The organism is Celeribacter sp., assembly GCF_048270365.1.
Taxonomy (GTDB): Bacteria; Pseudomonadota; Alphaproteobacteria; order Rhodobacterales; family Rhodobacteraceae; genus Celeribacter.
The window spans coordinates 1-17,020 of record NZ_JBLWTA010000040.1 but is presented as its reverse complement, the minus strand read 5'-3'; the positions used below and the strand labels follow the sequence as shown (position 1 = coordinate 17,020).

Annotated in this window: 7 protein-coding genes and 1 pseudogene; 6 read left to right on the top strand and 2 right to left on the bottom strand. The window is 60.8% G+C overall.

Going from position 1 to position 17,020, the window contains the following annotated elements:
• The 6 genes and pseudogenes from ACN0X0_RS21510 to ACN0X0_RS21485 form a co-directional block, all read left to right on the top strand.
• Positions 1 to 169: pseudogene (locus ACN0X0_RS21510) on the top strand (glycerol kinase); the annotation flags it as partial.
• Positions 169 to 1,326 carry an iron-containing alcohol dehydrogenase gene (locus tag ACN0X0_RS21505; RefSeq protein ID WP_417280906.1) on the top strand — a complete coding sequence of 386 codons (1,158 nt, stop codon included), beginning with the start codon at positions 169 to 171 and terminating at the stop codon, positions 1,324 to 1,326. The pseudogene ACN0X0_RS21510 and the gene ACN0X0_RS21505, both read left to right, overlap by 1 nt.
• Before the next feature lie 131 nt (positions 1,327 to 1,457).
• Positions 1,458 to 2,438, top strand: a complete 981-nt coding sequence (locus ACN0X0_RS21500) for a Bug family tripartite tricarboxylate transporter substrate binding protein (RefSeq protein WP_417280905.1) — start codon at positions 1,458 to 1,460, stop codon at positions 2,436 to 2,438.
• 3 nt (positions 2,439 to 2,441) lie between these two features.
• Positions 2,442 to 2,885: a tripartite tricarboxylate transporter TctB family protein gene (locus ACN0X0_RS21495; protein WP_417280904.1), complete on the top strand. Its 444-nt coding sequence runs from the start codon at positions 2,442 to 2,444 to the stop codon at positions 2,883 to 2,885.
• A gap of 13 nt (positions 2,886 to 2,898) precedes the next feature.
• Positions 2,899 to 4,407 carry a tripartite tricarboxylate transporter permease gene (locus ACN0X0_RS21490; RefSeq protein ID WP_417280903.1) on the top strand — a complete coding sequence of 503 codons (1,509 nt, stop codon included), beginning with the start codon at positions 2,899 to 2,901 and terminating at the stop codon, positions 4,405 to 4,407.
• 220 nt (positions 4,408 to 4,627) lie between these two features.
• Complete coding sequence (locus ACN0X0_RS21485; protein ID WP_417280902.1) at positions 4,628 to 5,506, top strand: helix-turn-helix domain-containing protein; 879 nt, start codon at positions 4,628 to 4,630, stop codon at positions 5,504 to 5,506.
• A 50-nt stretch (positions 5,507 to 5,556) separates the two neighbouring features.
• Here the strand turns inward: ACN0X0_RS21485 and ACN0X0_RS21480 are convergent, their stop codons facing one another.
• Entirely contained in the window at positions 5,557 to 9,147 is a 3,591-nt protein-coding gene (locus ACN0X0_RS21480; protein ID WP_417280901.1) for a hypothetical protein, read from the bottom strand.
• A gap of 11 nt (positions 9,148 to 9,158) precedes the next feature.
• A complete protein-coding gene (locus ACN0X0_RS21475; protein WP_417280900.1) occupies positions 9,159 to 16,367 on the bottom strand; it encodes an SdrD B-like domain-containing protein in 7,209 nt (2,402 codons plus the stop codon).
• Positions 16,368 to 17,020: the final 653 nt, after the last annotated feature.

Genomic DNA, 17,020 nt, shown 5'->3' with positions numbered 1-17,020 from the left:
GGGCGCCGCCTGGCTCGCGGGTCAACGGGCTGGCGTCTATCCCGACATGGAGGGCTTTGCCGCCACATGGGCGCTGGAGCGCACCTTTGAGCCGACCATGGATGAGGCGACACGGCAGGCCAAATGCGACGGTTGGGCGCGGGCCGTTCGTGCCACGATGCTGGTCTGATGCCGGGTCTCGCCGACAGCCTGGCGTCCAATCCGGTCGCGGATCTCGCCTTTACCGCGCCCGCTCGCTGTCTGATCGGACGTGGCGCAAAGGATCAGGTCGCAGCTTTGGTGCGAGAGAAGGGGCAAAAGGTTCTCGTCTTGCGCAGCGCCTCGGTGCCTTGGGCCGATGTGCTGATGAAAGAACTCGACACGCTTGGGGCACAGGTCACATCCCTTACCGCCCGAGGCGAGCCGACCGTTGATCAGGTCCGCGACGCGGTGGCCCGCGCGCGGGAAATCAGCGTGGACTGTATCGTCGCCATTGGCGGCGGTGCGGTGATTGATCTGGGCAAGGCGGTGTCGGGGCTGTGTGTCTCCGAGGGCGATGTGTTGGATCATCTCGGTCTCGGGTCAAATCCCGCGCCCAAACTCAACGCCCCGCTGCCCTTCGTGGCGATCCCGACCACCGCAGGCACCGGCGCAGAGGCCACACGCAACGCGGTGATCGGTGTACCGGAACAAGGGCTCAAGATCAGCCTGCGCGATCCACGTCTCGTGCCGGACCTTGCGGTGGTCGATGCATCCCTGACCGATGGTCTGCCCAAATCCCTGACCCTGTCGACCGGGTTGGATGCGCTGACACAGTTGATCGAGAGCTACCTGTCGAACCGCGCCAATCCGCTCACCGATGCCCTCGCCCGCGGCATGATCGGGCCTGCGGCCGCAGCGCTTCAGACACTCATGACACATGAGGATGAAACCGCGCGCGACACTTTGGCGAAAGCCAGCTATCTGAGCGGTCTGGCGCTGGCCAATTCCGGGCTTGGGATTGTGCATGGCCTCGCCGCCGTCATCGGCAGTCGCGGGGGCGCCCATGGGGCGATCTGCGGGCGTCTGCTTCCTGCTGCACTGACGGTCAATCATGCCGCGCTGACAAAGGCAGGCAAGCCCACCGCGCGCTGCGAAGAGATCGAACGCTGGGTGCAAGACGGGCTTGGACTGCCCCTGCGCGCTTTCATTGACAGGCATGGGCTGGCCTCTCTCGCCGAGCTGCACTGCGGCCCGCCGCTTTGGGAGGAAACCGCGCGACATGCCCTCTCGGCCTCTTCCACACAGGCCAACCCTGTGCAGCTCAGTCTCGCCGAGGTGCAGAAAATTCTAAAGCTCTCCGCCTGATCCGAGGCCAAAAGCGCACGCCACTGCCGCGAAAGTAAATCCTGACGACGCCTTGCCGAATCCCGCGCTTTCCGCAATCTTGCGCGCGATTTACGGCTGTTACGCCACATATGACCCCGGGAGGCTCTACCATGATCATTTCGCGCCGCGCGGCCCTTTTGGGTGCCGCCGCCATGACGCTTTGCAAACCCGCTCTGGCACAGGACGCCACCTGGCCGAGCCAGCCTCAGCATGTCTATGTGGGCTTCCCCGCAGGCTCCTCCCCTGACCTTCTGGCCCGCATCGTGACCGAGCCGCTGGCCGAGAAACTGGGTCAGCCGATCGTGATCGAAAACAAACCCGGCGCCGGTGGCGTGATCGGCATTCAGCAGATGCTGAACGCTCAGGATCAAAAGAACACCTTTGCCACCACCATCAACGGACCGCTCACCACGGCGCCGCGCCTGACGCCGAGCCTTGGCTATGACGTCGCCGAGGATATTGTTCCGGTGACCCTGATCGCGACCTCGCCGCTGGTGCTTGTCGTCGCCGCCGATTTCCCCGCCGAAGACCTCGCGGATTTTGTCCAAGCCGCTGGCAAAGAACCCGAAGCCCTCGCCTATGGATCCGTCGGCAAAGGCTCGGGCGCGCATCTGACGGCCGAGCTGTTCTCGGACCGTGCCGGTGTGGAGATGCTCCACATTCCCTTCACCTCCTATGCCGAAGTCACGACCGCGATCATTGGTCATGAAATCGATTGCGGCTTCATGGCCCCTTCTGCGGCCATGCAATATGTCGAGGCGGGCAAGGTGAAAATCCTCGGCATCACCTCCGAGACGCCTTTCGCACAGGCCCCCGGCGTGCCGGTCATGGCCGGTCAGGCCGGATTGCCCGATGATTTCCGCGCCGAGCTATGGAACGCTTTCATCGCGCCCGCCGGAACGGAAGCGGCGACTGTCGAGACGCTGAGCACCCATATCAACGCCATCCTTGCAGATGAAGCTGTGCAAAAGCGGTTGCTCGACATGGGCTGGCAAGCGGCCGGCGGCTCTGCCGAAGAGTTGCAACAGCGTATCGCGGAAGACACCGAGGTCTGGGGTGCCGTGCTCGACCGGATCGACGCGAAAGAGTAACCGATGAAGCGCGACATTCCTGATCTCGTTGGTGGCGTCCTTCTGGCCGCCATCGGCCTCTTCGTCGTCTTCTACACGCTGGCGCACTACGAGATTGGCTCCCTGCGCCGGATGGGGCCCGGATTCTTTCCGGCTGTCCTTGGCGCAGCCTTGGCGCTTCTGGGGGGGATGGTCGCGCTTCCTGCCTTGGCCCGGCAGGGTGACGCGGTCCAGATCGCATGGAAAGAGTGCCTCGCCGTGCTGGCGGCGATCCTGATCTTCGCCGCCGGTCTCGACCGCTTGGGGCTTGTTCTGGTGACATTGACCAGCGTGCTGATCGCGTCGCTCGCAGCCCCGGATCGGCGGGTCGGCTGGCGCATCGTGTTGGCCCTCGTGGTCACCGCGCTGTCGGTCGCGGTGTTTTCCTTCGGATTGAAAATGACCGTCCCGCTCTGGCCGGGACGATGAGAGGCGTAAGACGATGAATGGGTGGGACGGATTTCTGCACGGGCTGAGCGTCGCGACACAGCCCGGCGTGTTGATCTATTGTGTGCTCGGCGTGCTTTTGGGCACCTTCGTCGGCGTTTTGCCCGGCATCGGGGCGATGGCCACGATTTCGCTGTTGTTGCCGATCACCTATTACCTGTCCCCCGAGGCGGCTCTGGTGATGCTGGCTGGCGTCTATTATGGCTCGCAATATGGCGGGGCTGTGGCCTCCATCCTTCTGCGTCTGCCCGGCACGCCGCAGTCCGCAATCACCACGCTCGACGGCTATCCGCTGGCCCAGCAGGGGCGCGCGGGCGTGGCCCTGTTCACCTCGATGATCTCAAGCTTTGCAGGCTCTATGATCGGGATTCTCGTACTGATCCTGCTGTCGGGCGCTTTGGCTCAGGCGGCAATTGCCTTTGGAGCGGCCGAATATGCCGCGATGATGATCCTCGGCCTTGTCGCCGCCTCGACGGTCGGCGCGAAACACCCGGCGAAAAGCATGGCTATGGTCGTGCTGGGGCTGATCCTCGGCTGTGTCGGGACCGATGTGAATTCCGGCGAACAGCGTTTTATCTTTGGCCAGACCGAGCTGATGGACGGCATCAACCTCGTGGCGCTGGCGATGGGCCTGTTTGGCGTGGCCGAAGTGATCTCTAACATTCGTGTCGCCGAACGCACCGGCGTGCCGCCGCGCGTCGCTTTGCGCGATCTTCTGCCCAGCCGGTCAGAGCTGCGCCGTATCCCCTTCCCGGCCCTGCGCGGCGCCAGTCTCGGCAGCTTTTTCGGTGCGCTCCCCGGCACCGGATCGACGATTTCGTCGTTCCTCGCCTATGCCACCGAACGCCGCCTCTCGCGCCGTTCGGAAGAATTCGGCACGGGCGCCATCGAAGGGATCGCAGGCCCCGAGGCGGCCAATAACGCCGCCGCGATCAGCGCCTTCGTCCCCACGCTCTCGCTTGGCATTCCGGGCGATCCGATCATGGCCCTGATGCTGGGCGCCTTGGTCATTCACGGCGTACAGCCCGGCCCCTTGATGCTCGACGCGCGCCCCGACATGTTCTGGGGCCTGATCGCGAGTTTCGGGATCGGAAACCTGTTGCTGTTGGTGCTCAACCTGCCCCTGATCGGCATCTGGGTGTCGATGCTGCGCATCCCGTTTCGCTGGCTCTACCCTGCCATCCTGATCTTTGTCAGCCTCGGCGTCTATTCGGTGCGCGGGTCGAGCTTTGACATCTTCGCCGTCGCCCTGATCGGTGTCATCGGCTACGCGCTGTCGCTGGCACGGTTCAACCCGGCGCTGTTGTTGCTGGGATTCGTCTTGGGACCTCTCATCGAAACCAACCTGCGGCGCGCCCTTCTGATTGGACGGGGCGATCCGATGGTCTTCCTGCAACGCCCGATCGCCGCGGCCTTTATCCTCGCCGCCGGCGCACTCATCGTGATGGCCGTGATACAGGTGCTGCGCCGGCGCTCCACGGATGCGGTTGAAACGGAGAGCTGACGGCCACCCTGTTCAATGAACACAAGCACGTCAGTGCGAGATCATCGCGCAACTTGCGGTATGATATACCTTACAACTGTCACCCAAAGCCAGGCGTCCACAATTCTAGGGGCTCCTCAAGGGTCTGCACCCATACCAAACACCAGTTCAAAGACACGTATAAGCCAGCCATAACCTACACCTCTTTGATGCGCTCATTCGATGGCACACCATCGCCCTTGTGCAAACTAAAGCACATCCATATTATCGTCTTTCGCATAGATTTTCAGCACAAGCCGTGTTAGGAAAAGAAGAAATGAAATCCCAAAACCTGCCACGCAATCTCCGACTTTTACTGGGAAAATACAATTCTCTGGCCGAAGGCGCACATCACATCGGCATAAACCGACAGCAGCTGAACAAATATCTGAACGGCAGCAGTTTCCCATCCGCGCACACGCTCGGTCGCATTGCCAAAGCGCTTGATGTCGAACTGGACATGCTGTTTGCGGACCCGGATAAATTCGACCGCGCGTCCTCAGAAATGCTGGATCTGTCGACCCCGGTCGAGGCCTCCATCTACAACAGCTACCGACGCGCCATTGAGCGAACTATGCGAGAAAAGGTCAGCCTTTCAAACCATTGCGGAGATTACCTTTTTTACCACGGAACGCCGATTTCGGATCGATATATTCACGTCAGTTTTATCCGCATCTATCAGGAAGAGGACAAGACATTTTCCAAATCCCTTCTTGCGCTACGCAGGGACGGTCACCCCTGCACTGGGATCACCACTTACAAACACGGCTCACTGGTTTTCATGAACTCGGGCTGCCTTCACCTGTTACGCATGTCGAATTTGAATGACGGTGATACCGATCTGGGCCTTCTGATCATGAAATTGCCGCGCCTGAAGTCCGAGAAATTTTTGTTTGGCCACACCTTGACGACCAGCTTGAATGGCTCGGGCGTCATCGTACCCTCGAAGGTTGTCTTTCAAAGGGTCACCGGCAACATCCTGGAGCTCTATCGCGAACATTGTGGCGCCTGGCCGCTTGAAAGCCCGCATCTGCCGCCCTGCGTGCGGGAGCATTTCAGCCCGCAGACATACGCCGCATAAAAGAAGAGGGGGCCTAGGCCCCCTCTTTTTATAGTCCGTCTCAGATTGTCTCAGAACTTGGCAATCAGGTTCAAAAAGACCCCGGAGCTTTCGTAATCGAGATCGGTCATGTCCTCGGACACCTGACCCCATTCGTAGCCGACACCGACTTTGGCGTTGTTGCCAACATGGCGGTACACCCCGAGCAAAGCGCCCGTATCATAGGTTTCGCTGTCTTCCGTAAACATCACGCGCCCCTCGGCCATCGCATCCCAATTGTGAACGACGTGCCAGTCGAGACGCATAATCCCGAGATGCGCCGTCGAGTCGCTAAAGTCCTCCGTGCCGCGCGGGGCGACCTCGGACCGGCGATAGCCGTATTTGCCGCCCAGCGTGAAGTGCTGGTTCAGATCGTAATCGGCATCAATCGACAAGACGTGGCTTTTCTGCGCATCCCCCTCGGTGTCGCCATTCGCCGTCACCTGATCCGCCCCCGGAAGGTCGTAAAGATAGGTGTATTTGAACAGCACGTTCAGACGCTCGTTGTCGATCGGACGAAAGCCGTAGCCGAGGCTGGCCTCGACATATTCCCCGTCACGGAAACTGTCGTCATCATTGTCGGAGATCAGAGCATCGACATTACCGAGCCACCGCGCGCTTTCGCTGACATGGTATTCGAACCCGCCCGCAAAGGCCCAGGTGTCGGCATCCTGCGACACGCCATCGCCGCTTTCAGTGCGGTATTCCAACCGACCACGCGCACGCAAGCGATCCTCAGCCGTATAGGCCACCCCGAAGGAATAGGCATCGCGTTCGATGTCGCCGTTGATCTTGTCGCGCACCGTGCCGCTTTCCATCGCGCCACTGAAAGACCAGCGCGCATTGGGCGTATAGGTGATCCCGTAAGCGTCTGTCATGGCATGACGTTCGCCAAAGAAATCCATCGAGGTTTCGGCAAAGCTCGAGAAGGTTTGGGAATGGCGAAAGCGCCCGCCCATCACCACCTTGCCGCGATCCTCGCCGACAAGCTCATAGCCGCCATTGGTCCGCGTCGGGTCCAGCGTGTAGCCGAGATAGAGCTCATTGTCGGCGGTCGGCGAATAGGCCAGACGCGCGTTGGCCGCAAAGCCTGCGGTGCCGTCGGAGGCCTCGCCCGAGACTTTGACCTTTTCACCCAGACGCGTGGCCGCACCAAAGCCCAGACGGTCGTCGCGGTCCAGCCCGCCGGAGCGGTCCACTGTCGCCTGCCCCAAGACCCAGACCTTGGTGTCATCGCTGAACGCATAGCTCAAACGCGCCGCCAGATCGGTGCGATCCCCGGTTTCCGTCGGATCGCCAATCGTGGTCTGGTCGAGATAGCCAAGCGCCGCCTCGATGGTCCAGGCGTCCGTCAGATCATAGGCCACGCCCAGCTCGCCCTCGGCCTTGCTGTCGCCCCCATCGCGGTCGAAATCCTCGATCCGCACGCCAAAGCTGAGCCGGTCGGACACCTCGATCTCGCTGCGCAAACCGATCAGGGTCTGATCCTCGGTGATGTCCTCATTGAGGGTCGAGAACCCGGCCTCTTTGCGCTCATAGTAAAGCTCGGCATAGCCGCCGGTGGACAGGCCCAGATCGGCAAAATCGACATGGCTGTCGAAGCGATACGCCATCGCATCTTCAAGGCCTGCGACGCCATCTTCGGTGATGGTCAGACCGCCATCCGACGACAGGCTGCGGCTGAACCCCGGCCCATCAGTGCCCGCCACTTCGACCTCGAGGAAACTCGATTTGCCGAATTTGTGATAGACATCCACCGCCGCCATACGCTGATCGGCCACGCCCGTGGTCTCGTTCATCGCGGTGAAGCCGAGGCGCAGATCGTTGGTCGCCCAGGCTTCGATACGTCCGCCGTAGGAGAAGCCGTCCACATCCTCGACGGTCGGGGTGTATTCGTATTGCACCACCAGATTGACATCATAGGCGCCCGTGCCGGAGCCCACGAGACCGCCATCGGAACTCGACGAGCCCAGAGGTTGGGTCAGCGTGATCACACCCTGCATGTAGTCGATCTCGTAATCGACACCGGCCTGAAGGATTTCGGTCGAGATCACCCGCCCTGTGTCAGGGTCCACCACCTGAACGCGCACCGTCTCTGAACCGCCGTTCAAATCCTGACGGGTCAGGAAATAGACTGAGCCCCCGGTGCCGCGCAGGATATCGCGCTGCGGCAGAGTGTCTGGCTGGGCGCCATAAAGCACCCCCTGCATCCGCGCTTCGCCGTCTTCCGTGCGGGCACTCGTCGCGCTGCGCAGCTCCGCGCCGTAAAGCGAACGTGTGTTGGACAACAACTCGCCACCAGACACATCGGCCTTGAAGTCGCCCCAGGTCAGGCGCGTGTCGTCTTTCTCCAGCCGCAGATACACCCGGCCCGAGGTCGGTGTGTCATCATAGCTCGTCGAGTCGTCGCCATAGGTCGGATAGAGGTCCTCCGGGTCCAGACGTTCGATCACCGAGCGCGGGTCCTTTTCGTCGAGGCGGCGGAAGATGTCTTCCAAATCGCCCTCGCCCGTATCCAAAGACGAGGTCACCGACCAGCCATTGCGGGTGATCCCCGAGGCATAATAGGCCAAACGCCCCTCGGCGTAGTTGCGTTCGTAATCCGGATCGGCCTCGGATTCCGTGTCCTTGATCCGATGCCCGAAGGTCAGATCGGCAATGGCCACATAGTGCCAATCGCTCGCCGGAATTTCGAGCCTGCGGGTGATCTGTTGCGGTTGCCCGTAGCGGTTGAACTCCACATCCACCGCGCGGTCTCCCGCCGGCACGATCCGACTCACGAGAAACTCGCCGGAGGGCGTTACAGGAACCGTCTCGCCCATGACGCGCACCGGCTGACCGGCATCGGCACGGCCCGAAACGGTGACCATGCCGCCCGCGATGGGAATGGCGCGTTGGCGGGTGCGATCTTCGCCCTCGCCCGCCGCCGTCAGCGGCGCGCCGGTGGTCTCATGCGTGTCGAAATGGCCTTCGCTGCGGTTCAGCTCCAGCGGCCAGGTTTCGTCGTAGCGCCCCTGGGCGTCATAGACGCGCACCACATAGACCATCTCGTCCGGCCCGTCCTCCGGCATGGTCCAATTGACCGTGCCATTGGGCGCCACCGGCAGAGTTTCCACCGTGCGCAGGGTGCGGCCCGTGGTGTCGATCACCCGCACTTCGGCGCGGGCAATATAGGCCGGGTAATTGGTGGAGGCGCGGAACCGCACCGCCTCGCCCGCCCGATAGGTCGCCCGAAGATCGTCAGTCGAGACATTGAGCAACCGGCGCGGCGTCAGCCCGTCGAAACGAATGTCGACATCCGCCCTATCTGCTACGATGTCGGCCGGACGGCGCGGATCGGGGGGCGGCATGGCCCCCGCCACCGGCGTTTGGTCGATGGAGATCGAAAAGCCCTGAGCTTCGAAATCCGATCCCATCACTTCCTTCACCATTTCGGTGTTCTTGCCCACCGGCATGGTCACGACCACGTCAGAATTGGACCGTTCACAGCCTTCGGGCTGCGGCGCCAGCACCTCGGCACAGAGCGTTTCCGCCCGCGCCTCCCCCGCCAGAAGTACGGCGCTGATTGCGATCACCGATCCGCCACACAAAATCTGCGTGAAGGCTTTCTGTTTGCTGCTCATACCAAGCGTCCTCATTGCTCAACCCTCACGATGGTTTTCTCGATGGTCAGTTTCACACGGCCCGGTTCTCTCCAAAGATCCCGCAGCTCTCTCTCGACCTGCCGCATGGATTGCCGCGCCAGACGTTTCTCCGCAGATCCCGCCTCATCCGGCAGGTGATAGGCGATGCGCAGATGCACGGGTTCGCCAGCGATTTGCTGCACCAGACCTGCAAGCGCCGTTTCGAGCGCAGGCGTCATCTTCGGACCGGAGGCGGTTTGCGCGAAGCCCTGCGCATTCACATCCACACGCACCACATGGGTCAGCGCCGCACCGAAGTTCAGCTCGGTCATTTTGCCGGGCGTGAGACGCACGACACGCGGGTTCTCCGTGGTCAGGCGATAGCCGGTCGGCAGCGAGCGGGTGTCGAGCTTCAGGATAAAGTTCGAACCGCGATCTTCCGGCAGCATCGCACAGGGCACATGGAAGCGGCCGTATTGGTCGGTGGTGATCACCGTGCCATCGACACCGGTCAGGCGCACAGCGGGGATGCCGTTCTCGACGATCTCGCGGTCCAGCTCCACGGGCGCATCGCCCTTGCCGCTGTATTTGCCGCTGAAGATCGCATCCTCATCGACGATCCGGCTGATCGGACCGTTTTGATAGCCGTCCCGGTTCATGTCGTTGAACACCTTGCCGTAGACATCGCCACAATCGAACACCGGTTCCGGGAAGATCGAGACCGTGGCCGTCGCTTCGGGCGACAGCGGTTCCCGCGTGGTCGAGTCGCGCAGGCGCGCCCGGTTCACGTGATCGCCCACATCCGCGCTGGTCAAAACCCGCGCCGAAAGCGTCGCCTCGATGGTGGTGAGCGGCGGCACGGTGACGCTGGGCCAGGTCACAACCTTGCCCTGCACCGTGACCTCGATCGGTTCCCCGTCCCAGGTCGCCGTGCCCTCGACATAAACGAAGTCGGCAGGCAGCACGTCCATGAGATCCATCGTGCCACTGGTGCGCGGGTTCTCATTGGTCACCGTGATCGAATAGGGCACCACGGACCCCCGCTCCACCACGCCACGCGGCGTTGTTTTGCGAAGCACCAGACCGCTGTCATAGAGCAGAGGCTCAAGCGGATACTCCGTCGGGTCGTCTTCGGTGTTGCCGTCGCCATCGTCGCCGTCGTCGGAGAGGTCCTCCACCTCGGTCGGGTCTTCGGTGAATTCGTCCGGGTACTCCGGCATCGCCGTGGCGAGGATCTGGTTCGACAGGCCGCCTGCGTCCACCGCCTCGATGGTCAGTTCGAAAGTCGCCGTATAGGTGGCGGTCTCGCCCATCACCAACGTGCCGTCCGAAGAGCCTTCGCTCGCAGACACAAAGGTCGGACCGCTGTCGAGGGTCAGCGTTTGGCCGGTGGTCAGCGTCAGGAAGGTGTCCTCGAGCGCCACGTCATTCACCGTGGTGTTGCCGATGTTCTCGACCGTGATCGTGTAGGTCATCAGATCGCCAACCCCATCAACACCGTCGCCGTTGTCGGTCAGCTCCTGCGTCTTCACCGCCTCAATCGCGCTGATCGGACGTTGGATCACCGTTTCCGTCGCCTGATCGCACACCAAAGGATTGTCGATGCGACAGATCTCATAGGTCACCTCATAGGTGCCCGCCGGATTGCCTTCAGACAGGGTGATGAGACCCGTGGAGAGATCAAGCGTCAGAGCCGGATCGCTGTCCACGACCGTGATCGTCACATTGTCAAGCGTCGCCTGCTCCTGACCGATCATGTCGGAGGCCAGCATCGAGGTCGTGATGCCACCGTCGGTGTCAAACTCCCATGGCGTCTCAGGAATGGCTTCGATGAAGACGGTTTCCGCCACCGCGTCGTCTTCGTCATCGACCGTCAGGTCGCCGCCATTACCATCCTCACCATAGGTGCCGGTCGCAGTCGCCGTGTTAAGCACTTCGCCTGCGTCAATGTCAGCCTGAGTGATCGCATAGATGCCTTTTTCCGTGAAGGTGTACTCTTCGCCGGGAGCAAGAGACGGGATAACCTCGCTGATCTGATTGGCGCCCAAAAGCGGGTCGGTGATCGTGACATTCGTCAAAGTGACGGTGCCGGTGTTCGTGACCTTGAAGGTATATTCAAGCTCCTCGCCCACCAGACCTATGGTTTGCGTCAGACCCGAATTGTCGACGGTTTTCTCAAGTTCGATCGACGGCGATTGACCGAGCGGCACGGTTTCATCGTCCGTGTCCGAAACCTCGCCCACAACAGAGTCCGCCGTGACCGTCGCCTCGTTCACCAGTTGGCCTGCATCCAGATCGGCCTGCGTGAGAGCATAGCTCGCCTTGAACGTGTCGGTATCGACAGCCCCCGGCGCCATCTCGGCAATGCTGGCGTCCGGTGTCTCCCAAACGATCCCCGGAAGGATGTCCGCAAGCGTCACATCGGTCAGCGTCACGTTGCCCGTGTTGGTCACCGTAAAGCTGTAGGTCACGATCTGGCCCACCTCGGAGGGATCGCTCACATTGCTCGCATCTGCGGTTTTGATCAGCTCAATCGCCGCATTGCGCGTCAGAGGCGTTGTGGTCGGCGTATCGTTGTCCTGCGACGTGCCGGAGGTGTCGGTCACCTCCTCGTCAAACGGATCGGTGCCGGTCACAAGCGCGGTATTTTCCACATACCCGCGATCGATGTCCTCCTGCGTCAATTCATAGACGGCAGAATAGGTGGTGTCGTCTGTGGCACCCGGCGCCAGCGACGCAATCGGGCTTCCGGTCAGAACACCCACACCTTCAAGCATCGCATCCGTGAGCGTCACATCGGTCAGGGTCTGCGAGCCGGTGTTGGTGATCGCAAAGCTGTAGGTGATCTCCTCCCCCGGCACCGGCGGATCGGAGAACGCCGTGGTCGCAGATTTCACCAGCGCGATGGCAGGTTCATAGATTGGCGTCACCGGTGTCGGGTCGTTTTCGCCCGGCTCATCGGCGCGGCCGTTGCCATTCGGATCGGGATCTGTGCCGTCGTCGGAGAGATCTGTCAGCATCGGGTTGTCACCCGGCGTTTGCCCGGTCCACGTACCATTGCCCGTCACAGTCGCCTGGTTTTCATAGACACCGCCAGAGGCCTGCGGGTTCGGCAGCGGCACCTCGGGGCGCACGCGCAGCGAGAGAGAAATCTCACAGGTTGCCCCCACCGCAAGCGTCGTACCGGACACCAATGTCTGATTGCTGTCACCGTTGAACCCGGCGTTCAGTGCACCACAGGAGCCGCCCGGAGCGGAGAGGATCGTGTAGGTGCCGCGCACCATATCATCCGTCGCCGGATTGGACAGGCTCGCGTAGCTGCCAAACAGCGGCGCGGCTCCCGACAGGGCATCCGTCACGACCACTGTATCAAGCGGCTCAAGGCTGAAGTTCTCAACGACAAAGCTGAAGCCAACAGTGAAGGAGCCATCCGCCGCAGAAGTCGGGCCGGAGCTGACACGTTTCGCAATCCCGATCCGCGCTTGCGGCACGAGGGTGAAATCGTAATCGGTGGCATCCGTTTCGGAAGGCAGATTGATCGTGGCAATCTCGGTGGCGCCCGTCGGGTTCCCGCCTTCAGAGCCGCCCACGGCTTGCCCATCCTCGACATAGGTCTCGCTGACGGCCCCACGTGTCACCGTATAGGTGCCACGCGGCAGGTTCGCGATGGAGTAGTTCCCATTCGCGTCCGTCGTCGCCGACACAGAGACGGGTGTGCCATCAAAGGCCGTTCCGGTCAGTGTCACCGTCACGCCAGCCACGCCAGTATCGTCGGCATCCAGATCGCCGTTGTCATCGAAATCACGGAACACGGTCCCGGAGAGTGCAGAAGACAAAACCTCGACCGGGCCGGAGTTTTCGTTATTGTTCGGATCGACGTCGAGCGAGGTCGTTGTGATCTCTGCCGTGTTGGTAAAGCTCTGCGGATCGGAGGTCACACTGGTGATTTTGACGGGAACCGTGATTTCCGCCGTAGCCCCGCTTGAGAACGTGCCAAGCTCACAGGTGAAACTGGTGCCGCCTGCGGCCCCGCCACAGCTTTGCAGCGTTGCGAAGCCAGAGGTCACATTGACCGACGGCATCCCCGCCAGCACCATATTGGCCGGCAGGCTGTCCGTCACTTCGACGCCATCGGCCTCGGCCAGCACAACGCCCCCATCGGAACCGGTGTTGTTGCGCACGGTGATGACGAAATCGAAGGTCTCAAGAAGTTCGACCGGAGATTTGCTTGCAACCTTGCTGACAACCTCGACATCAGCGCGGGTGCGCACGGTGGTGTTTTCGGTCACTTCGTTGTTCGCCGGAAGCGGATCGTAGCCATTGGTGATCCCCGGAGACGTCAGGTTCGCCGTATTGGTCGCGGTGCCTTTTTGCACGCCCTGCGCCAAAATGGTCACCACGCGCGATCCACCCGCTTCGATGCGGTCGAAACTACAGCTCAACGTTCCGCCGACCTGGCCAACGCTCGGCACTGTGCCACAAACACCTGTCCCCGCATTATGCGATTGATAGTTCAGATATTGTGCGGGCATGAGATCGTTCATCGTGACGTTCTCTGCCGCGGAAGGCCCGTTGTTGCGGATCGTGACCGTGTAGGTCACCTCCTCACCGACAGCCACCGGGTCGATGCTATCGACCTTGTTGACCTGAAGATCATAGCTGGGTGCCGCGACGGTCGTCTGCACGGAGGCACTGTTGTTGGTGTCGTCGGTTTCATCGAGGCTGGTGCTCACGGTCGCGATGTTTTCCATCACAGAGCCAACCAGCGCCTCTGTCGGTTGCACCACGATTTCGACGGCTTGCTGTCCGCCGGACGTCACCGTCCCGAGATTACAGACAACCTGATTGTTGCCCGGTGCCGTCTCACTTCCGACAGTTGGCAAGATTGAACAGCTTCCCGTCGTCGGCGTTGCGGAAACAAAGATCAACCCATCCGGCAACACATCCGTAATCGTCGTATCCGGAGCACTGCTGAGGAAGAATTGTGTCGACGGGTTGAGCGCCGTGACAACGTAGCTAAGGTTCTGGCCAACGATGGCCGTCACAGGCGTCGCCGTTTTGGTCACGGTCACATCCGTGCGCGCTTCGATGTCGAAGGTCACGGTATCATCGTTGTTGGTCAGATCGGGGTCGGCCACGCTCGACGACAAGACTTGAACCGTGTTGCTCCGCTGTCCGGCATTGCCGCCGGGGCGCACCTGAACCTCGATCACCGGGCAAGTGCTTCCTGCGGTACAGACCGGCAAGGTATCGAAGGTACAGCTCAGATCTCTGCCCCGCCACCGCGACGTGCTGCCACAGGTGGCGCCTGCGGGTGCGGTGATGCTGACGAGACCCGCGTCCGTTGCGCCAACCTGATTGTTGATCAGGCTCAACAAGGGATCTGTCACGGTGACATCCGCCGATGCCGCAGGGCCCGCGTTCACCACCTCGATGTAATAGGTCTGAATGTCGCCCACGGTGACCGCGGAAGCCGCCACGGTTTTGTTCACGGTGATGTCGGCAGAGGCGCTGTCGGCGCTGCTGTCCACATCGTAGCTGTCGGAATCCCCAACGCCCGGGTACTCCGGCGACGACACGCTAGCCGTATTGGTCAGGTTCCCGGATTGGGTGGCCTCAGTCCGGATCACGGCGATGGGTGTATTGGCGCCAGGCGCCAGAGGTCCGGTCACACCTGCGGTATAGACAAGCTCACACACCACATCGACTGGGCCAGCCTGCGGGGCCGCCGGCGAACAGGTCCAGCCATTGCCATCGTACCCCGTAAAGGTCATCCCGGCCGGCAGGCTGTCGGTCATGTAAAGTGTACCGTAGAAATCGGCATTGCCAGTGTTCTGCGTGCGCAGATTGAACTCATACTCATTGCCAACCACGACCAGCGCGGGGCTGGGGCCGGTTTTGGACACGGAAAGGTCAACCACCGGGTTTTCGATGGTGCGACCGCCATCGGTGTCGGTGTTGTTGCCGAGATTTGTATCTTCGGGGCCAGAAGAACTCACTGTCGCGCTGTTGCTGACAGAGCCCGGCGCGATGGCCGTGGCATTGATCAAGATGTCGCCAAGCGGCACATTGGTGCCCGCCACAAGCCCGTCGGACGGACGCGTACAATTCAGGTCCTGACCACTCACCGTACAGTTCCAGCCACCGGACAACACATCGACAGAGTCGATCTGATAGGCAGAGGGCACACTGTCCGCGATCTCAAGGCCATAGGGCACACCGCCCGTGAAGCTCGGGGACAGCGTAAAGATAACCGGATCGCCGACCAGAACCGTTCCCGGTGCAGAATTGCTTTTCGTCAAACGCACATCGCTGCCGTCGCTGATTTGCGTGGTCAGGGAGGCAGAGTTATCGTCGGTGAGAGGGTCCTCCGGTTCGGAAATGTTAGCCGTCCCGGACATGACCAAAGACGATCCCGCCCCCGCTGCCGTCACTTGTCCCGTTAATTCGAAGTCAAAGCTACCGCCGTTCGCGATATCGTCCGGGATGGTACAGAGATACCCGCCAGCACTGGCGCTACAATAGGACGGCACCGAGGTGATTGTCAGACCGGTGATCGCTGGGATTTCAACCACGACTTCCGTTGCCGTATCAGGGCCATTGTTTTCAAGTGTATAAGTGTACGTGACCACTTCGCCGGAGGCGGCTTCCGTCGGCCCGACAATCTCAAGCGCCACATCAGCACCGCTGAGAATCGTTGTGGTTTCGGAGAAGCTGTTATTGGAAGGAGCCGTGTCATCCGCGCTCGGCACGGAACCAGACATGGTGATGGTGCCCGATTCTGTCGAGGTGACAATTGCGGAAAGTGCAAAGGTTTCGTCCTCAGCCAGCGCCGGGATCACACAGGAGACCGCCGCGGGCCCCGTGATCGGAAGAGCAGGGTCACAGGTCGTATTGGTCACATCCTTCAGGATGCCACCCGCCGGAATATCCAGATCGATCACGGTTTCAGGGGCTTCACCGGCACCGGTGACGGAGACGTTGTTGTTGACCGTGATGTTATACGTCACATCACCGCCGGCAACTGTCGGATCCGAACCGGCATCGTTCACGTTGACCACCCAGTCGTAGCTTTGCGCACTGGCGCTTGCCGGAGCCAGGGCGCCTACACCCAGAGACAACATCGCAAAAGTCAGGATGGATTTCGCCGCCGCGCGCAGCGACGTTGCCTTTTGCCCCTTAAGGTCAAAAGATGCCGTGGGTTTAAGCCCCGTGTTCATATCTGCGCTCTCCGCTCGCCCGCGACCGGCCTGCAAACCAGTCGCTTCAAGATGAGAGTGGCAGTGCTAAGAGAATCCGTCTGAGATGTGACATCTGACACGCCCTTTCCGGGCATTCATGTCTATTTAAATGTCGGGAATGTGGCTGTCGCGAATGTCCGTATGTGACATTCTCTTTTGCCATAAAAACGCTCTGTCCGAGGTATGTCAAAATCGATCTGTAAAACATAACTCAGAGCAATCTGGCCTGTCGAAACCCGACGAAAACCAAAACGTTCTGCAAAAGGTTGACCTGATATGCAGAAGGACAACAGCCTTCCAAGCCTCTTAAAGCTTACACATACCACTCCCAGTCTCAAATTTGCGGATATCTCGACCGCACATACCGCCCCCAGTAAATCAACTACAGCTGCCCTGTATGAATCCGCACTCACAACGTTTTTTCTTCATAGCCAGCAGTGGGCCTGTGGGTAATCAAATGAAATATCAGATGAAATTCTCTACCTTGCGCAGAGAGCGACGCGGAAAAGCGCCTCAATATAAAGAAAGAGATTACACTGTAGCCTTAAGCGATAGTGTCTGACGTCAGCGCCAATGGGACAGATTAGGCTGAATTGATAAGAGAGGGTTTCTGGCTCATCGTAACCATCAAG